The following is an 18,127-nucleotide window of genomic DNA, read 5'->3' as shown; positions in this document are numbered from 1 at the left end:
AATGAACACCCATTCTTTCGTGGTCCGTCTGTCATGCCCCCTGAATGCCAGTTGTTCGGCACCCTTGGCTGCCACCTGTGTGAACTCGCCGAAGCGGAACTGATGCCGCTGGTCGAGCACGGCCTGTTAGTAGAGCTGGTGGACATCGCCGATAGCCAGCAACTGTTCGACGCCTATGGCCTGCGGATCCCGGTGCTGCGCCGGGTCGATACCGGCGCGGAACTGGGCTGGCCCTTCGACGCCGAACAAGTCGTCGCCTTCCTGCGCTGATACCTGGAGCCAGTTCAGCACCATGCACTCCGTTTGTCGTGTCCCACGCGACATGCATTGGCACCCATCCGGATATTCGGTTACTGTATGTGCATACAGTTATCCGGGAGGCCGCCATGTCCCTCACCTTGCTCGCCAGTACCCAGCGCCTGCACTTGCCCGATGCCGATGAGCTGAGCCTCAGCGCCGTGCATTGTGCCGCCGAAGTTCGAGGCCAGAACTTCTCCCTCGACCGAATTGTCGGCCTGGGCGCGCCCCAGGTACGTGCGGTGCTGGTGGAAGACGACAGCTTGCTTGGCTTTGGTATTTATCCAGGTGATCGCCTGATCGTCGATCGTTCGATCAGACCGGTTCAGGATCAGTACGTGGTGGCTCACCTCGATGGCGACAACGAATACTGCGTGCGCTTGCTGGCAGCCGACCCCAAGGGCGGGCTGCTGCTCAAGGCTGCCCGGCCCTCGGTGGCCTCGGTTGCCTTCGACGATCTCGACCCGGCCCCGATCTGGGGCGTGGTGCTCTGGGTGGTCAGCTATGTGGGACGTGGCTGAGGGCGGTCCAGCAGGCATTTGCATAAAGCGTCAGGCATCAGCGGGCGCATACGAAACAGGAGTGATACAGCATGGTCAATGTCGAACAGTTGAAATCCAGCGTGAACCGGATGTCGGCCGACGTGGTGCGTGAGGCGGTTCTGGAGTTGCGGCTCGATGGCCTGGTGACGGAAGGGAAGACCCCATTCAACAAATTGCACTTCAATACCTGCTTTGCGGAAATCGAAGCCTTGTTCCAGCGCGCCGGGTATCACCGGCAACTGGATGTGGTGGGTTATCAGGGTTTGCTCTACGCGCTTTATGATCCCGGGCGCTGGGAAGCGGTGGAGGTATTGCGCTGGTTGAAAGAGTTCACCGAGGCTGCGGCCTTGCGCGAATCAATGGCCACCTGTGGGGCCTGAACCACGGCGGCACGGAATCTTCCCTAGGTGGGCTTCAGCTGTTGCTGGATAATGCTCGTCTGCATTAACCGCAAGAGCCTGTGTATGTCCACTTCATCATTTTCCGCCGCCCAGAGCCAGGCCAGCACGCTGTACCTGCCACCGGGTTCCTGGGTCACCGTGCTTGACTGCCTGTGCGAACACTTCAGTGCCATTGGGCGCGAACAGTGGTTGGACCGGATCGCCCGTGGTCGCGTCCTCGATGCCCAGGGCCAGGCGATTACCCTGGATCTGGCCTACAAGGAAGGCTTGCGGATCCATTACTTTCGCGAAGTGCCGGACGAAAAGGTCATCCCGGTTCTGGAAACGATCCTGTATGCCGACGAGCACCTGATCGTGGCGGACAAACCGCATTTTCTACCAGTGACGCCAGCGGGTGAATATGTCGAGCAGACCCTGCTGCGCCGCTTGATTCGCCGCCTGGACAATCCCCATCTGGTGCCGTTGCATCGCATCGATCGGCACACCGCCGGGCTGGTGCTGTTTTCCGCCAATCCGCAAAGCCGTTCGGCGTATCAGTCGTTGTTTCCAACCCGCAAGATCGACAAATACTACGAAGCCATTGCCCAGGCGTTGCCCCAACTGGCATTTCCCTTGGTCCACAAAAGCCGGCTGGTGGATGGCGAACCCTTCTTTCGCATGCAGGAAGGCCCAGGGGTGAGTAACACCGAAACGGCGGTGCAGGTCCTGGAAAAGAATGGCGACCTCTGGCGGTACGGCTTGTCCCCGGTGACCGGGAAGAAGCACCAGTTACGGGTGCACATGACTGCGCTGGGGGCGAGCATTTGCAATGACCCGTTCTATCCGCAGGTACTGAAGGATGTCGAGGACGACTACGCCAATCCGCTGAAGCTGTTGGCCAGGGGGTTGCGCTTCAGCGATCCGCTGAGCGGTGTAGAGCGGGTTTTCGAAAGCCGGATCAGACTGGCCTGGTGAGTCTTCGCCATAGGTATTGCACAACAGGTTTTTCCGTCTCCCAGATACGACAACGCCCGCGCAGGGCGGGCATTGTCGTGCAGCCGTAGAGGCCGAGGGTTACAGCTCTTTAACGGTGCGAACCTGATCCTTGTTGATGCGGGTCTGCTTGCCGTCCAGTTGTTCGAACTCGTAGAAGCCCGACTCGGAATCGAATCTAGGGCTATCGACAGACTGGATTTCGCGACCGTCATTCAAGGTGATGACTGCAGGCGAGGAGCAACCAGCAAGGGTGGCCAGGCCCAGAGCAAGCATGAAAGTGGCGAGGGTCCGTTGAGTCATGAGATGTCTCCGCAAATGAATTCTTTTAAATACTGGACTTGAGACGTGTGACACGCCGGCAAGTTCCTTGGCGCCGTCATTCTGACACGCTGGCGTGCAGGCTTAACAGCTCGGGCGTATTGAGGTTGGCCAGGCGCTGATCATGGTCCGGGCACTGCAAGGCCAAAGCACCCAGATTACGCATGATACGCCCAGGACTGCGCTCACCGGTATTCCAGGCGCTTTCAAACGCCTGCGCAAGCGCTACCGGGATCACGCATAACAACGGTTGCCAATGTTCACCCTGGCGCAGCATCAAGGGGGTGGCCGGGTGCTGGCTGGCGGCTGCACGCATGTCGTGCACAAGCTGGGCATCAATGCGCGGCACATCGCACGGCAGCACCAGCAGATGGGCGTGCCGTGCCGCCGCCAGGCCCGCGCGAATGCCGGCCAACGGTCCAGGGAAGTCGGCAATCTCGTCGTGCACCAGTTGGTCGGCGTAGGCCGCGTACCGGTGCCGATTACGGTTGCAGGAGATGATCAGGTCATCGGTCAAGCTGCGCGTCAGCCGGTGCAGATGGCTGATCAAAGGTTCGCCCTGCCACTCGAGTAAGCCCTTGTCCTGGCCGCCCATGCGCTGGCCGCGTCCGCCTGCCAGGAGCAGGATCGAGCAGGGTGGTAGCTGAACATTCAAGGGCATGGCGCTACTCCATCGGGGCGGCAAAAAAACAAGGCGCTGTGATATAACACCGGGCTGTTTCTCCTACAACTGGACGAGCCTATGAAAGCCAAGGCTGATGTACCTTTCGCCCCGCTGAACATCGCGGTGCTGACTGTCAGCGACACTCGCACACTGGACACCGATACCTCGGGACAGGTCTTTGTCGACCGTCTGGGCGCTGCCGGCCATCACCTCGCTGCACGGGTGCTGCTTAAAGATGACTTGTACAAAATACGTGCGCAAGTAGCCACCTGGATTGCCGACGACGTGGTGCAAGTGGTGCTGATTACCGGCGGGACTGGCTTCACCGGACGCGACAGCACCCCGGAAGCCGTCAGTTGCCTGCTGGACAAGCAGGTCGATGGCTTCGGCGAGTTGTTTCGCCAGATATCGGTGGCGGACATCGGCACCTCGACGGTGCAGTCCCGAGCGCTGGCCGGCCTGGCCAATGGCACCCTGGTGTGCTGCCTGCCGGGCTCCACCAATGCGGTACGCACTGGCTGGGATGGAATTCTGGCCGAGCAGTTGGATGTCCGTCACCGGCCGTGCAACTTTGTCGCCCATTTGAAGCAGGCGGCACCTTGTGAATCCCGTGGGTAAGCCTGGCAAGACCGGCAGCTTGATGCCAGTCGAAGTAGCATTGGCGCGCCTGCTGGAGATGGCCGAGGCTGCGCCGATTGTCGAGTTTGAGCACCTGCCGTTGGCGGCCGCTGAAGGCCGGGTGCTGGCCGAGGATCTGCTCTCGAGCCTCGATCTGCCGCCATGGCCCAACAGTGCCATGGATGGCTACGCCTTGCGCGTCGCCGACTGGACAGGCGAACCATTGCTCGTCAGCCAGAAGATCTTTGCCGGGATGGCTCCCGAGCCATTGGCTCCAGGTACCTGTGCGCGGATCTTTACCGGTGCCCCGGTGCCGGCCGGTGCGGACTGCGTTGAGATGCAGGAAAATACCGAGGTCCTGGCCGATCAGCGGGTGCGCTTCAGCGAGCCATTGCACGTCGGGCAGAACATTCGCCCGCAAGGGCAGGAGACCACCGTGGGCGAACGGGTGCTGAACGCCGGTACTCGCCTGGGACCGATTGAACTTGGCCTGGCCGCATCATTGGGCAATGCCGAGCTGCGGGTGGTCCGCAAAGTGCGGGTCGCCGTGCTGTCGACTGGGGATGAGTTGGTGGAGCCGGGGCAGGCACTCGGGCCTGGGCAGATCTACAACAGCAATCGGGTGCTGCTGTGCAGTTGGTTGCAGCGCCTGGGGTGTGAGGTGCTGGATGCGGGCATCTTGCCGGACAACCTGCAGGCCACCCGCGAGCGTCTTGCGCAACTGGGCAGCGTCGACCTGATCCTCTCCACTGGCGGGGTGTCGGTCGGCGAAGCGGATTTCCTCGGCATCGCGCTGCGCGAGGCGGGTGAACTGACGTTATGGAAGCTGGCGATCAAACCCGGCAAACCCCTGACGTTTGGGCACTTTCAAGGTGTGCCGGTGATTGGCTTGCCGGGCAATCCGGCGTCGACCCTGGTGACCTTCGCCTTGCTGGCGCGGCCCTATCTGTTACGACGCCAGGGCGTGACGGAGGTGACCCCGCTGCAGTTCCAGGTCCCGGCAGGGTTTGTCTGGCCCAAGGCCGGTAACCGTCGCGAATACCTGCGTGGACGCCTGGAGCAGGGGCGGGCAGTTGTCTACCGTAACCAGAGCTCCGGAGTGTTACGCAGTGCCGCGTGGGCCGAAGGGCTGGTCGAGGTGCTGGAGGAGCGCACCCTGGTCGAAGGTGATTGGGTGAACTTCATTCCATTGAGTGAAGTGCTTGGCTGATTCGCGCCAGGCCCGTGCTGCAGCCCGGGCCTGGCGCATGCTTAGTTGAGTAGTGTCAGCAGTTGATCGAAGCGGCTGTTGGCAATCCAACTGGCGAGACCGATGATCACGATGAGGATGCCGGTCGAGTAGGCAACCCTGTACCTGATGGCTTGCAACTCGTCCCGGGCCTGGTAAAGGTTCTTGTGCAGTGACTTGAGATGGGCCTCCAGTTCTGCGATACGAGGTTCCATGTCGCTTCCTTCGGCTGGTATGGACGTGCAACGGGTTGCCGAGTCTGGGTCGCCCTTGGGGGTTGTCGGTGCAGGTTTTTTTGTTGTGAATCGGGTCAGGGTCTGGAGGGCGGTGCCATTCATAAGTATTCACTTCCTTGTGTATTACCAATCTGTTCCTGAGGTGCCTGGACACAAGGTGTTCCAATATCAAATCAACGTCAATTAGGCCGATTCGTCACAGGCTGTAAGAAAAAACTCGAAACTTATCGTGGTCCTTGGCTCTTTCAGTCGCGTGTGTGGTCAACATTTGCCAGAGGCCTTTGATCAACCGGGGAGATGACGATGAGTGAGCGCAAGGCGCTGTTGATTTTGCACGGTAAGCAGGCACTCAACGAAGAGGTCCGTTCGGCGGTCGAGGAAAAGCGCGAACAAGGCTGGGAACTGGCGGTGCGCCTGACATGGGAAGCCGGGGACGCCCAGCGTCTGGTGCAAGAGGCACTGGCTGCCGGCTTTACCCGATTGATTGCCGGAGGTGGCGACGGTACCTTGCGCGACATCGCTGAAGCGCTGGCGGCGCAGACTGATCAAGCTAGCCTGGTGCTGCTGCCGTTGGGTACAGCCAATGACTTTGCGCGCGCAGCAGGGGTTTCCCTGGTACCGCGAGAGGCGCTCGCGTTGCTCGACGTGCCGGCGCAACCGATCGACCTGGGGGAAGTGGGCGGTCAGGTATTTCTCAACATGGCGACCGGCGGATTTGGCAGCCAGGTGACGGCGAACACCTCTGAAGACCTGAAGAAGATGCTGGGCGGGGCGGCTTACCTGTTCACCGGACTGTCGCGCTTCAGCGAGTTGCATGCCGCCTACGGCGAGTTGCAAGGTCCCGATTTTCACTGGCATGGGCAGTTACTGGCACTGGGGATCGGCAATGGCCGGCAGGCCGGTGGCGGGCATGAGTTATGTCCGCAGGCGCTGGTCAATGACGGCCTGCTGGATGTCAGCATCCTCCCGGCACCGCAGGATGTCGTGGGCACGCTCAAGGATTTGTTGGCGGACGGTTGGGGCATCGACAACATGTTTGTCCGCGCGCGCCTGCCATGGGTCGAGATCAAGGTCTCGGAGGGGCTCTATATCAATCTTGATGGCGAGCCACTGGAAGGCGAGAGCCTGCGCTTTTCGGTGCGTCCTGGCGCATTGCGCGTGCATCTACCCGCGGACTCGCCTTTGCTCAAGGCGTGAACCGGGTCAGTCGTCGAGGCTGATGATGCGCTCGCGCACGGCAAACAGCACCAGCCCCGCCACCTCGTAGATCTGCAGGCGCTTCATGATCTGCGAGCGGTGGGTTTCCACGGTCTTGATACTCAGCCCCAGGCCGCAGGCAATCTCGCGAGTGGATTTGCCGCGTACGATCAGCCGCAGGATCTCCAGTTGCCGCGCGGTGAGGTTATGGCTATCAACGGTGGGAACCTGAGGGTTGTGGGCCCGTGCCAGCGCCTGGTCGATCACGGTGTGGGCGATGGCAGGGCTCAGGTAGCGTTCGTTGTTGCGCAGGGCTTCAAGGGCGTGCGCGAGCTCCGTGGCCGTGGTGTCCTTGAGCAGGTAGCCATGAGCCCCGGACTCCAGGGCGCGCATGACCAGCGTCGGGTCGGTATGCATCGACAGGATCAGCACCTTGCTCTGCGGATGGACCGCCTTGAGCCTTTGCAGTGCGTGCAATCCGCCGACCTGCTTCATCGAGAGGTCGAGGACAATGATGTCCGGGTTCAAGGTCTCGACCATCTCCAGCACCTGGGCCCCATCGTCGGCCTCACCAATCACCGCATAGCCGGGAATATCCAGGACCAGCGCACGCACGCCAGCCCTGATCAGCGAGTGGTCATCTACCAGTAGCAAATTGCAAGTCAATGGGGAACCTTATGGGTGGCGGCTCGTTCGAGTGTGCGGGGTGCCCAGGGGAAAAGGGCGTCGATCCGTGTTCCCTTGCCCGGGTCACTTCTGACGTCCAGCTTGCCGCCCAACTGCTCGACCCGTTCCGACATGCCCGCCATGCCACGCTGTCCTTCACGGCCAGGAAACGCGGCAGGACAAAAGCCCACGCCATCGTCACTGATCAACAGTGCCAGCCCCTCCGGGGTACGTTGCAAACGGACCAGCAGATTCTCGGCCTGGGCGTGGCGCAGCACATTGGTGATGGCTTCCTGGGTAACGCGAAACGCCGCGACCGCCATTTCTTCTGGAATGCCTGCCAGTTGCTGCTGGCATTCCAGGCTCCAGTGCAGGCTGTTGTTGGCCAGCGTCTTGAGCAGATGGGCGCGTAAACTGGCTTCCAGGCCCAGGCTCGACAGTTGCCGTGGATTGAGCACGGCGCAGATGTCGTGCACCTTGGCCAAGGTGTCTTCCAGGGTTTCGCCGAGCAGGTTGCAGTGGCTGTGCAGTTCTGCTGGCAGGCGGCGCTTGAGCCATTCGTTTTGCAGTTTTGCTGCGGTAAGCAATTGGCCGATGTCGTCGTGCAACTCCCGGCTGAGTCGATGACGCTCGCTTTCCTGGACCTGCAGCAAGCGGTCCGCCAGCTCGTGGGGCTGAAACTTGATGGCGCTGCGCAAGCGCAGGTATTGGCGCAATACGCCGATTGCCGCCGCCAGGCTCAACACCAGCAAGGCCAATGGCACCGGGCTGGACAGGGAATAGGCCAGCAGGCAACCGATGGCAGTGCAAAGGCAAAGCAGCAGGGTCAGGCGTTGTGCTGCCTGTCGGGAGGGGCGCCAGTTCATGACTGATTTGAGGCTGGCGTGCATGGCGCAGGGAACCCATGAATGTTCGCTGTGGGCTGGCCGGTCAGGGTGATTGACTGGAGCGGGCGGCTGCAAAGCAGAGCAGTCTGAGGGGCAAGGTAGAGCCTTGCACTTCCCGCCGCCAAGGGCCGGGATTCAGAGTGTCATTTCTGTAGCGTCAATTAATTGGTGCGCATGTTACCACCTAAGGTGCGGTTGGTCGCGCTTGCGCACATCGCCCCGGCACGGTCTTGATGACGAGCTTTACGCCCGCCTGGTGGCCATGTTTGCGCAGGCCAGGCCGCTGGTCGGCCCGGCGAACGGAAAGGCCGCACAGTCGATTTGCGCCACGAATGCCTCAAGCAAAAACGCCTGCTCGGTGTTGTCGAGGCGCAGATCACCGGTATGTCGATCGACCAGTTCCAGTTGCCAGGCGATCAGCGTCAAACACTCCTTTAAAGCACCAAGGGCCTGGTCATGCAGATCGACTTGCCCTCGTACCTGGCTGAGTACGACGTGAAGGGAGCGGGCAAATGTACAGATGGCGCCCAGGGCCAGGACGTCCGCGCGATTGGCCAGGGTCAGCAGAGTGCCAAGCAGGCAGTGGATGGCGTCCGGGTCGTTTTTGATCAATTGCAGGTGCGCCAGGCACTCCTCCGATTTTGCCAGCAGCATTTCGGCTTCAATCAGGAATTCAGGCAGTCGAGGGTTCCAGTTATTCCGTTCGATCAACATGCTTTTCTCCACGACTTCAAGTCAGGTAGGGCAATCGGGCGTCTGGTGAACGGGGCTAAGTTACTGTCTGCAATTGCACAAAGTCTGTAGGACGGTTCCGGTTTTTCCGGCAGGTCCCTACCAGTTACCCATAGGGCTACGGCGTTGGTGGCAGGGGTAGCACAACGAACGACGGCGGCACGGCGTCGTGAGGCTCTCGCTGAATGTTTTGAAGGGGGGTAAAGAGGGCCTGGCGGTGGCTCCGCGATCAACAACAAAAGCCTGACTCCATTCATGCAATGAGAATGGCGTCACATTAATGGCTATTGGATATCACGAATATCAGGCGAGTCCCGATTGCATCTAGGGGTTTCCCTGATGCGCTACACGCAAGGCTGATGGGGGCTGTTCGTGGAGCACGTTACCCGGGGGAGATTCATTCAGTAGAGCATGATGCCAATATGACATCAATTTTTTTACGCGGCCCGTCTCTCCAGGGTCAAGAAGTGCAGGCCGCCGCCGATACCTTGCCTGAGTGAATTCATCGGTAAACCCAGGAGTCATAATGGCCGGCATTCTCGACACGGTAGATCAACGCACCCAACTGGTGGGTGAGAACCGCCTGGAAATCCTTATGTTCCGCCTGGCCGGTCGGCAGTTGTTCGCGATCAACGTCTTCAAGGTGCAAGAAGTCCTGCAATTGCCCAAGCTGACGCTGATGCCCCATCGTCATCCATTTGTCTGTGGTGTGGTCAATCTGCGTGGCCAGACCCTGCCGGTGATCGACTTGTCCCAGGCCATTGGCATGCGCCCGCTGGTGCCGGGCCCCAACAGCACGATTATCGTCACCGAGTACAACCGTTCGGTTCAGGCGTTCCTGGTCGGCGGTGTGGACCGCATCGTCAACATGAACTGGGAAGCCATTCTGCCTCCGCCGACTAGCGCAGGTCGCCAGCATTACCTGACCGCCATCAGCAAAGTCGATGAACAGTTGGTGGAAATCATCGACGTCGAAAAAGTCCTCGCCGAGATCGTGCCCTACAGCACCAAGGTCTCGCGCGAGAAACTCGAGGACCCAGTACTCGAGCGTGCCCGCCATCGTGAAGTGTTGCTGGTGGACGACTCCAACGTGGCGCTGGCGCAGATGCGCGATACCCTCAGCCAGTTGGGGGTGAAAATGCACATTGCCAGCGACGGCCTGAAAGCCTTGAAATTGCTCAAGAGCTGGGCAGACAGTGGGGTGGAGATGACCGAGAAGCTGCTGATGGTCTTCACCGACGCGGAAATGCCGGAAATGGACGGCTACCGCCTGACTACCGAGATCCGCAACGATCCGCGTTTGCGGGGGCTGTACGTGGTGCTGCACACCTCGCTATCCGGCAGTTTCAACGAATCGATGGTGAAGAAGGTCGGTTGCGACAACTTCCTTTCCAAGTTCCAGCCCGACAAACTGGTCGATGTGGTGCGCCAGCGGTTGATGCTCGATGAAGTCCCAGCCTGATGAGTGGTAAGGGCGGGCGAGGCGGCCTGCCGACCTGCTAGCGATGGGGCCAGTCCATTCAACATCGATGGTGCCTGACACACCGTTATCGCGGGCAAGCCGCAAGCGGGCGCCAGCTCCCACAGGTTGAGTGGGTGTACCCAGAATCTGCGAACACCCAGAACCACTGTGGGAGCGGGCTTGCCCGCGATGGGGCCGGTCCATTCAACATCGATGGCCCCCGACACACCGCTATCGCGGCAAGCCTTGCTCCCACAGGTTTGCTGGCGGTACACAATACTTGCGGGTAGGCAGATTTACTGTGGGCCGGGCGGCGCTCCGTCTACTCGCGTTGCCAGCCCCACAAAATCCGCACCTGCAAGGCGTTGGAGCCCCCCCGGCCTTTGATTCGGCGATCAAGCTCGTATAGGGTGGCGTTTTTGCCCATCAGGGAGCTGGCCATGTTGCGTCTGAGCGCGCTGTACCGTTATCCACTCAAGTCCGCCAAGGGTGAAGTCCTGCAACAGGCGCACCTGGACACGCTGGGGCTGGTCGGTGACCGTCGCTGGATGCTGGTGGACGAGGCCAGTGGGCGGTTTCTGACGCAGCGGGCGGTTGCGGCGATGAGTCAATTGTCGGCCCTGTGGAATGCCACGGGTGGCCTGACACTGGCGGCGCCTGGGCATTCGCCGATTGAGGTGGCCTTGCCGGTGGACGACGCCGAACTGCGTGGCGTGACCATCTGGCGCGACACCTTGCGGGTGCCTGATGCCGGTGACGCCGCGGCTGCCTGGGTCAGCGCGTTTATCGGAAAGCCCACGCGCCTGGTGCAAGTGCCCGAGGCGTTGGCCCGGACCACCCAGGCAGGCTATGGCAAGGATGACGATAAAGTCGCCTTCGCCGATGGTTTCCCCCTGCTGTTGATTGGCCAGGCTTCGCTCGATGACCTGGTGCAACGGGTCGGTCGGCCGCTGGAGATGCTCAGGTTCCGGCCCAACCTGGTGATCGAAGGCAGCCAAGCGTTTGCCGAGGACGGTTGGAAGCGGATTCGTATTGGCGATGTCGAGTTCCGTGTGGTCAAGCCGTGCTCGCGCTGCATCCTGACCACCATCGACCCGCAGACCGGTGAGCGCAGCGCTGACCGCGAGCCGTTGGCAACCTTGCAGCAGTATCGCGCGCAAGCCGATGGTGCGATGTTTGGGCAGAATCTGGTCAACGACGCCAATGGGCGGCTGGAAGTTGGCATGCCGGTGACGATTCTCGAGTAATCCCGTGGGTGCAAAACGAAAAATGCCCGTGTCGCAGGACACGGGCATTTTTGTTGTAGCGCAATAACGCTTAGCCGCGGTATTCGCACAGGTAGGCGCTGTCGACCGCCACTTTGAGTTGGAACTTGCTGTTGGCCGGAACATTGAACTGGCTGCCGGCGGCGAAGGTTTGCCAATCGTCGCTGTCCGGCAGTTTGACGGTCAGGGCGCCGGAGACCACGTGCATGATTTCGCGCTGGCTAGTACCAAACTCGTATTCGCCCGCTGCCATGACGCCGATGGTGGCCGGACCTTCGGCAGTGCCGAAAGCAATCGACTTGACGGTGCCGTCGAAGTACTCGTTGACTTTGAACATGGGCGATTCCTCGAAAAGGGCTAAAAAGGCCGGCCAGTATGCACAAGGCCTTTTCGCCCGTCACCTGTTGCACTCATGGAGTGGCGGGCAGGGTCAACGGTAATAAACGTGCGGTATTGCGCGCATCCTCGAGCGCCCGATGCTGTTGCCCGCTGAACTGCAGGCCGGCCAGTTGCAGGGCCGCATTGAGGCCCAGTGGCCGCTCCAGTCGGCGGGCCTTGGCAAAGCGCTGCTTGAGATTCATGTGCGGCACCCGGCTCAGGGCGCTGTCGAGTTGCAGGCGCTGCCATTCCTGGAGTAATTGTTTGCGATCGTAGTCGCCCCAACTGGCCCAGCCCTCCAGGCGGCTGTGATGCTGGCCGAGCCAGCGTTCGAACTGCAGCCAGACGTCTGCCAGCGGTTGGGCCGCGTCGATGTTGGCCTGGGTGATATGGGTCAGTTCCCGACAAAAGGGGGTCAACAAGGGCCGTCGCAACGGCCGGACGAAGCGCTGGAAGTGATCCAGCTCGCGGCCCTGGCGGTTGACCAGGGTGGCACCGATTTCAATGATTTCCATCTCTTCGATAGGCCAGCCGCCATCATCAGTTGTCGCTTCAAGATCAATTACCAGCCAATGAGGCATCGCAGCTTTCCCGGTATCCGCGTACTGATGAGGCTGAGCGTAGCCAACCGCGGCGGTTCCGCCTAGGGGCTTATTCAACCTCCAACAGAATCTGACGATTTTTCACCTGGTCGCCCCGGCTGACCTGCAAGCGTTTGATCACGCCGTCGATGCCGGCTTTGAGCGGGTGTTCCATCTTCATTGCCTCCAGTACCAGGAGCAATTGGCCCTTGCTGACCTGTGCGCCTTCGCTGACCAACACATCGACGATCGCCCCGTCCATCGGCGCTTTCAGGGTCCCACAACTGGCGGCGGCCTGGCCACGCACCGGTGCCAGCGTCTGGTCTTGCAGCACCAGGGCGCCAGGGCGGGTGCCCAGCCAGAGCTGGTCGTGGACCAAGGCATAGGCACAACGCCGGCGGATACCATCGAGCTCCAGATAGGCTGAGTGCGGGCTGATCTCCAGCAACTTCAGGTGCAGTGTTTGCGCGGCCACCTCAATGCGCAACTGACCTTCGGCCAGCACCGTTATCTGCGCAGGCCAACGGGCACCCAGCAGGCCGATCTGCAGTTGCAGCGGGGCACTGGCATTGTTGCGCCAGCCCGTGAGCCCTGCGCCGTGCACCTGGGCGGACTGCTGGTAGAACAAGGCCGCGGCGATTGCCAGTTCTTCGGCGTTGGGGGTGTGGGGGTGCAGGCTTGGGTGAGCGCTGAAATGCTCGGGGATAAAGTCGGTACTGAACGCGCCATCGATGAACTGCGGATGGTCCAGCAGGGCGGCGAGCAAGCGCTGATTGGTCTGCACCCCCAGCAGGACCGTGTCTTCGACTGCCCGCAACAGTTTGCGCCGGGCCTCTTCGCGAGTAGCGCCGTAAGCGATGATTTTTCCCAGCATGGGGTCGTAGAACGGGCTGACCTGCTGCCCTTCGAGCAGGCCATGGTCAATGCGCACCCCTTCTTGCAGCGCCGGCAACCAGTGGTGGATACGCCCGGTCTGTGGCATGAACGCCTGCGCCGGGTCTTCGGCATACAGGCGCACCTCCATGGCGTGGCCCTTGAGTTCGACCTGTTCCTGGCGCAATGGCAGGGGCTTTCCGGCGGCGACCTGCAGTTGCCAGGCCACCAGGTCGAGGCCGGTGATCAGTTCGGTGACCGGATGCTCGACCTGCAACCGGGTGTTCATTTCGAGGAAGTAAAAGTGCCCCCGGCTATCGAGCAAGAACTCCACGGTGCCGGCACCGACATAATTGACCGCGCGCGCCGCCTTCAATGCGGCTTCGCCCATGGCCTGGCGCAGCTGTGGGGTCATCATCGGGCAAGGCGCCTCTTCGATGACTTTCTGATGGCGGCGCTGGATGGAGCAGTCACGCTCGCCGAGATAGATCAGGTGGCCGTGTTGATCGCCGAACAACTGGATTTCAACGTGGCGCGGAGCGATCAGCGCCTGCTCCAGAATCAGCTCGGCACTGCCAAAGGCATTCAGGGCTTCGGAGCGCGCGGTGCGCAGTTGCGCCACTAGCTGGTCGGCCTCGTGCACCAGGCGCATGCCGCGTCCACCACCACCGGCGCTGGCCTTGATCATCAAGGGATAGCCGATGCGCTCGGCTTCGCGCGCCAGGGTCTGATCGTCCTGCTCTGCGCCCTGGTAGCCGGCGATGCACGGCACGCCCGCAGCGAGCATGGCGATCTTCGACAGGCGTTTGCTGCCCATCAGTTCGATGGCCTCGGGGCTTGGGCCGATAAAGGTCAGCCCGGCGTCGGCGCAGGCTTGGGCGAACGGCGCGTTTTCCGAGAGGAAACCGTAGCCGGGATGGATCGCGTCGGCCCCGCTGCGCCGTGCTGCGTCGAGGATCGCCTGGGCATTGAGGTAGGACTGGGCCACCGCAGCAGGGCCGATGTGCACGGCTTCGTCGGCCAGTTGCACATGCAGGGCGTCGGCGTCGGCATCGCTGAAGACGGCCACGGTGCGATAGCCCAGGGCCTGGGCGGTGCGCTGGATGCGGCAGGCAATTTCACCGCGGTTGGCGATGAGAATTTTGCGCAGGGTCGGCATGGTCGGGTTCCCATTGGTGAGTGCGGAGTCGGTAAGGGCCTGCTTGCGATGTTGTCAGGGCGCCCAACCTGGTTTGCGTTTCTGGACAAACGCCAGGGTGCCCTCGACGCCTTCTGCGCCTGTCACTGCAGCGCTGAACCACTCGGCGGCCTGGTCGAGCAATGGCCCCAACGGTTGTTCGGTGCTGGCCAGCAGCAGGGCCTTGGTCGCGGCATTGGCCTCTGGCGCGCAGCACAGGACGTGCTCGAGTACCGCGTCCAGGCGTTCGGCCAAGGCTTGCGCATCCTGCTCGACAAAATGCACCAGGCCCAGGCGCCGTGCCTCGTGCCCGTCAAAACGCGCCGCCGTCAGGGCCAGGCGCCGGGCCTGAGTCAGGCCGATGCGCCGGACCACAAAGGGCGCGATCTGCGCCGGTAGCAGCCCCAGGCTGGTTTCCGGCAGACCGAATTGTGCCTTGTGGTCGGCCAGGGCAATGTCGCTGACACAGGCCAGGCCCAGGCCGCCGCCGAGTACCGCGCCCTGCAACACACAGATCAGCACTTGGGGCGCGTGCTGGGCTTCTTCCAGCAACGCGCCGAAGGCCCGGTTCAGTTCACGGTAAGCGTCTGCGCCCTGCGCTCGGGCGTTGGCCATGTCTTTCAAGTCGCCGCCGGCACAGAAATGCCCGCCGGCACCGCCCAAGACCAGTGCGCGTACCTGCCGGTCATCGCGGACCGCCGCCAGCACCGCACGCAACTCTGCCACCATCTGCAGGCTCATGGCGTTGCGGCAATCGGCGCGGTTCAGGGTGATGTGCAGCACGCCACTGTGCAGTTCCAGCAAGAGGGTCTGGCAATTGGGCAGGGTGCTCATTTTTTCTTCCCGGGCAGGGTACCCATCAGCTTGCAGATAATCCCCAGCATGATTTCGTCGGCACCGCCGCCGATCGACACCAGGCGCACGTCGCGATAGGCGCGGGCCACCGGGTTGTCCCACATGAAGCCCATGCCGCCCCAGTACTGCAGGCAACTGTCGCTGACTTCCCGGCCCAGGCGACCGGCCTTGAGCTTGGCCATGGACGCCAGGCGGGTGACGTCCTGGCCTTTGACGTACTGCTCGGTGGCTTGATAGACCAACGCCCGCAGGCACTCGATCTCGGTGGACAGTTCGGCCAGGCGGAAGTGGATGACCTGGTTGTCGATCAGGGCATTGCCGAAGGTCTTGCGTTCCTTGCAGTACTCGATGGTGCTGTCGACGCAGTACTCCAGGCCCTTGATCATGTTGGCCGCGCCGAACAGGCGTTCTTCCTGGAACTGCAGCATCTGCATCATGAACCCGGCCCCTTCGTGGCCGATGCGGTAGCGTTGCGGCACGCGCACGTCATCGAAGAATACCTGGGCAGTTTCCGAGCTGCGCATGCCCAGTTTGTCCAGGTGCGAGCCGAGGCTGACGCCAGGCGTGTTCATCGGCACCATGATCAGCGACTTATTGATGTGCGCCTTGTCGTCGGAGGTGTTGGCCAGCAGGCAGATGAAATCGGCACTCGGTGCGTTGGTGATCCACATCTTGCTGCCGTTGATCACGTAGTCGTCGCCGTCCTTGCGCGCGGTGGTCTTCAACCCGGCGACATCGGACCCGGCGCCGACTTCCGAGACGCCAATGCAGCCGACCTGTTCGCCGCTGATGGCCGGACGCAGGAACTCCTCGCGCAGTTCATCGGAGCCGAAGCGCGCCAGCGCCGGGGTGCACATGTCGGTCTGCACGCCGATGGACATGGGGATCCCGCCGCAGTGAATGGTGCCGAACTCTTCGGCCGCGACTATCGAATAGCTGTAGTCCAGCCCCATGCCGCCGAATTTTTCCGGTTTGCTGATACCCAGCAGGCCGAGTTCGCCGGCCTGGCGAAAAATCTCGTGGATCGGGAAGCGCCCGGCCTTCTCCCACTCATCGACGTAGGGGTTGATCTGGCTGTCGACAAACTGGCGCACGGTACGGCGCAGGGCTTCGTGTTCCTGGGTAAAGATCATTGTTGTTGTTCTCCTTTGGCCGGACTAGAACCGGGCGACACCAAAACTGTTGGGTTGCAGCTGACGAACCTCGGCCTCCTGGCAAATATCCAGCAGGTAGCCCAGCAACGTGCGGCTGTCCCGTGGATCGATCAGCCCGTCATCCCACAGGTTGGCACTGGCGTAGAGGGCGGTGGACTGGCTGTCGAGTTTCTGTGCGGTGACCTGCTCCAGCATGTCGAGCATCTTCGGGTCCGGGACCAGGCCATCCTTGAGCTGCCTGGCCTCGGTGACAATACGCAGCACCTTGCCGGCCTGGGCGCCGCCCATTACCGCAGTGCGGCTGTTGGGCCAGGCGAAGATGAAGCGCGGATCGAGTCCCCGGCCGCACATCGCGTAGTTGCCGGCACCGTAGGAGCCGCCGACCACCAGCGTCAGCTTCGGCACCCGGGCATTGGCCACGGCCTGAATCAGCTTGGAGCCATGCTTGATCACCCCTTGCTGTTCTGACTCGGTGCCGACCATGAAGCCGGTGGTGTTGTGGAAAAACAGCAGCGGAGTCTGGCTCTGGTCACACAGCTGGATGAACTGCGCCGCCTTGCTCGCGCCTTGCGGGGTGATCGGGCCGTTGTTGCCGATGAAACCACAGGGCCGGCCCTGGATTTTCAGATGACCACACAGGGTCTGCTGGTCGAACTCGCCCTTGAACTCGAGGAAGCGCGAACCGTCGGCGATACGCGCGATGATTTCGCGCACGTCGTAGGGTTTTTTCGGATCGGTGGGAATCAGCCCCAGCAGATCTTCGATGGGGTACAGCGGCTCATCGAAGTCGGTGCGGGCGGGCAGTGGCAGGCGGGCATTCCACGGCAACAGGCTGACGATCTCGCGCACCAGACGCAGCCCGTCAGCATCGTTCTCGGCCAGGTACTCGGCGGTGCCGGCGGTCTGCGCGTGCATTTCGGCGCCGCCCAGGGCTTCATCGGTGGCGATTTCCCCGGTGGCAGCCTTGAGCAGCGGAGGGCCGGCGAGAAACAGCTTGGCTTTGCCGCGCACCACCACCACGTAGTCCGAAAGCCCGGGCTGATAGGCGCCACCGGCGGTGGCCGAGCCGTGCACCACGGTAATCTGTGGCAGCCCCATGGCCGACATCCGCGCCTGGTTGGCAAAGCTGCGCGCGCCTTCGACAAAAATCTCTGCGGCGTAGTTGAGGTTGGCGCCGCCGCTTTCGGCGAGGGTGATCACCGGCAGTTTGTTTTCCATGGCGATCTGCTGCAGGCGCAGGGATTTTTTCAGGCCGCTGGGGGAAATGGTCCCGCCCTTGATCGCGCTGTTGTTGGCCACCACCAGTACCCGCACCCCCGACACATAACCAATCCCGGCGATCAAGCCGCCGCCTGCCTGGCTACCGTCTTTGTCGTCGTGCAATTTATAGCCGGCCAGGCTCGCCAGTTCGAGAAACGGCGCGCCGGGGTCCAGTAGCAGATTCAAGCGTTCACGCGGCAGCAGTTGTCCGCGCCGGTCGAATTTCGCCTTGGCCTCGGCGGCCTTGGCCAGCAGATTACGTTCCAGTTGGCGGACCTGCTCGATGCTGGCCAGCATCGCCTCGCGGTTCTGCGCGAACTGCGGGCTGTGGGGGTCGAGTTGGGATTCGATCATTGGCATC

At 61.8% G+C, this 18,127-nt stretch carries 21 protein-coding genes; 9 read left to right on the top strand and 12 right to left on the bottom strand.

Annotated elements, in window-relative coordinates; genetic code table 11:
* Positions 1–33 precede the first annotated feature (33 nt).
* The 4 genes from PspS04_RS19450 to PspS04_RS19435 all read left to right on the top strand — a co-directional run bounded on the left by PspS04_RS19450 (position 34) and on the right by PspS04_RS19435 (position 2,194).
* Positions 34–270 carry a glutaredoxin family protein gene (locus PspS04_RS19450; protein ID WP_159997265.1) on the top strand — a complete coding sequence of 79 codons (237 nt, stop codon included), beginning with the start codon at positions 34–36 and terminating at the stop codon, positions 268–270.
* Positions 271–386: 116 nt separating this feature from the next.
* Entirely contained in the window at positions 387–818 is a 432-nt protein-coding gene (locus PspS04_RS19445; protein WP_159997263.1) for a LexA family protein, read from the top strand.
* A 71-nt stretch (positions 819–889) separates the two neighbouring features.
* Positions 890–1,219, top strand: coding sequence for a transcriptional regulator (locus PspS04_RS19440; protein ID WP_159997261.1), 330 nt, complete (start codon positions 890–892; stop codon positions 1,217–1,219).
* Between the two features lie 84 nt (positions 1,220–1,303).
* Complete coding sequence (locus tag PspS04_RS19435; RefSeq protein WP_095168165.1) at positions 1,304–2,194, top strand: pseudouridine synthase; 891 nt, start codon at positions 1,304–1,306, stop codon at positions 2,192–2,194.
* A gap of 99 nt (positions 2,195–2,293) precedes the next feature.
* Here PspS04_RS19435 and PspS04_RS19430 read toward each other — a convergent pair whose 3' ends face one another.
* Entirely contained in the window at positions 2,294–2,515 is a 222-nt protein-coding gene (locus PspS04_RS19430; RefSeq protein WP_095168167.1) for a YgdI/YgdR family lipoprotein, read from the bottom strand.
* Between the two features lie 76 nt (positions 2,516–2,591).
* Positions 2,592–3,194, bottom strand: coding sequence for a molybdenum cofactor guanylyltransferase MobA (gene mobA / locus PspS04_RS19425; protein ID WP_159997259.1), 603 nt, complete (start codon positions 3,192–3,194; stop codon positions 2,592–2,594).
* Between the two features lie 81 nt (positions 3,195–3,275).
* Between mobA and moaB the strand changes: the two genes are divergently transcribed.
* Positions 3,276–3,815, top strand: a complete 540-nt coding sequence (moaB, locus tag PspS04_RS19420) for a molybdenum cofactor biosynthesis protein B (RefSeq protein ID WP_095168171.1) — start codon at positions 3,276–3,278, stop codon at positions 3,813–3,815.
* Positions 3,816–3,837: 22 nt separating this feature from the next.
* Positions 3,838–5,025: a molybdopterin molybdotransferase MoeA gene (locus tag PspS04_RS19415; RefSeq protein ID WP_162530233.1), complete on the top strand. Its 1,188-nt coding sequence runs from the start codon at positions 3,838–3,840 to the stop codon at positions 5,023–5,025.
* Positions 5,026–5,066: 41 nt separating this feature from the next.
* Here the strand turns inward: PspS04_RS19415 and PspS04_RS19410 are convergent, their stop codons facing one another.
* Positions 5,067–5,258: a hypothetical protein gene (locus tag PspS04_RS19410; RefSeq protein ID WP_095168175.1), complete on the bottom strand. Its 192-nt coding sequence runs from the start codon at positions 5,256–5,258 to the stop codon at positions 5,067–5,069.
* 324 nt (positions 5,259–5,582) lie between these two features.
* Between PspS04_RS19410 and yegS the strand changes: the two genes are divergently transcribed.
* Positions 5,583–6,476 (top strand): lipid kinase YegS, encoded by an 894-nt coding sequence (yegS, locus tag PspS04_RS19405; protein WP_159997255.1) that lies wholly within the window; start codon positions 5,583–5,585, stop codon positions 6,474–6,476.
* Between the two features lie 6 nt (positions 6,477–6,482).
* Here the strand turns inward: yegS and PspS04_RS19400 are convergent, their stop codons facing one another.
* The 3 genes from PspS04_RS19400 to PspS04_RS19390 all read right to left on the bottom strand — a co-directional run bounded on the left by PspS04_RS19400 (position 6,483) and on the right by PspS04_RS19390 (position 8,743).
* The gene (locus PspS04_RS19400; RefSeq protein WP_159997253.1) at positions 6,483–7,142 is read right to left on the bottom strand and encodes a response regulator; all 660 of its coding nucleotides are present in this window, start codon (positions 7,140–7,142) and stop codon (positions 6,483–6,485) included.
* On the bottom strand, positions 7,139–8,032 hold the full coding sequence (locus PspS04_RS19395) for a sensor histidine kinase (RefSeq protein WP_159997251.1): 894 nt from the start codon (positions 8,030–8,032) through the stop codon (positions 7,139–7,141). Before PspS04_RS19395 ends, PspS04_RS19400 begins: the two co-directional genes overlap by 4 nt.
* A gap of 240 nt (positions 8,033–8,272) precedes the next feature.
* Positions 8,273–8,743 (bottom strand): hypothetical protein, encoded by a 471-nt coding sequence (locus PspS04_RS19390; protein ID WP_159997249.1) that lies wholly within the window; start codon positions 8,741–8,743, stop codon positions 8,273–8,275.
* 544 nt (positions 8,744–9,287) lie between these two features.
* On the opposite strand from PspS04_RS19390, the gene PspS04_RS19385 reads away from it, so the two are divergent.
* Together PspS04_RS19385 and PspS04_RS19380 are read left to right on the top strand one after the other, a co-directional pair.
* Positions 9,288–10,223, top strand: a complete 936-nt coding sequence (locus PspS04_RS19385) for a chemotaxis protein CheV (protein WP_159997247.1) — start codon at positions 9,288–9,290, stop codon at positions 10,221–10,223.
* A 440-nt stretch (positions 10,224–10,663) separates the two neighbouring features.
* On the top strand, positions 10,664–11,470 hold the full coding sequence (locus PspS04_RS19380) for an MOSC domain-containing protein (RefSeq protein ID WP_095168187.1): 807 nt from the start codon (positions 10,664–10,666) through the stop codon (positions 11,468–11,470).
* A 70-nt stretch (positions 11,471–11,540) separates the two neighbouring features.
* On the opposite strand, the gene ppnP is transcribed toward PspS04_RS19380, so the two are convergent.
* The 6 genes from ppnP to atuC all read right to left on the bottom strand — a co-directional run bounded on the left by ppnP (position 11,541) and on the right by atuC (position 18,126).
* On the bottom strand, positions 11,541–11,825 hold the full coding sequence (gene ppnP, locus PspS04_RS19375) for a pyrimidine/purine nucleoside phosphorylase (RefSeq protein WP_095168189.1): 285 nt from the start codon (positions 11,823–11,825) through the stop codon (positions 11,541–11,543).
* Positions 11,826–11,898: 73 nt separating this feature from the next.
* A complete protein-coding gene (locus PspS04_RS19370; RefSeq protein ID WP_095168190.1) occupies positions 11,899–12,447 on the bottom strand; it encodes an exonuclease domain-containing protein in 549 nt (182 codons plus the stop codon).
* Between the two features lie 70 nt (positions 12,448–12,517).
* Positions 12,518–14,479 (bottom strand): acetyl-CoA carboxylase biotin carboxylase subunit, encoded by a 1,962-nt coding sequence (locus PspS04_RS19365; RefSeq protein WP_159997245.1) that lies wholly within the window; start codon positions 14,477–14,479, stop codon positions 12,518–12,520.
* 54 nt (positions 14,480–14,533) lie between these two features.
* The gene (locus PspS04_RS19360; RefSeq protein WP_159997243.1) at positions 14,534–15,331 is read right to left on the bottom strand and encodes an enoyl-CoA hydratase/isomerase family protein; all 798 of its coding nucleotides are present in this window, start codon (positions 15,329–15,331) and stop codon (positions 14,534–14,536) included.
* Entirely contained in the window at positions 15,328–16,485 is a 1,158-nt protein-coding gene (atuD, locus tag PspS04_RS19355) for a citronellyl-CoA dehydrogenase (protein ID WP_095168195.1), read from the bottom strand. Before atuD ends, PspS04_RS19360 begins: the two co-directional genes overlap by 4 nt.
* A 24-nt stretch (positions 16,486–16,509) precedes the next feature.
* A complete protein-coding gene (gene atuC / locus PspS04_RS19350; protein WP_159997241.1) occupies positions 16,510–18,126 on the bottom strand; it encodes a geranyl-CoA carboxylase subunit beta in 1,617 nt (538 codons plus the stop codon).
* Position 18,127: the final 1 nt, after the last annotated feature.

The organism is Pseudomonas sp. S04, from assembly GCF_009834545.1.
Classification (GTDB): Bacteria; Pseudomonadota; Gammaproteobacteria; order Pseudomonadales; family Pseudomonadaceae; genus Aquipseudomonas.
Note: the sequence above shows the minus strand (reverse complement) of the source record. Positions and strands in the feature narration are given on the sequence as shown.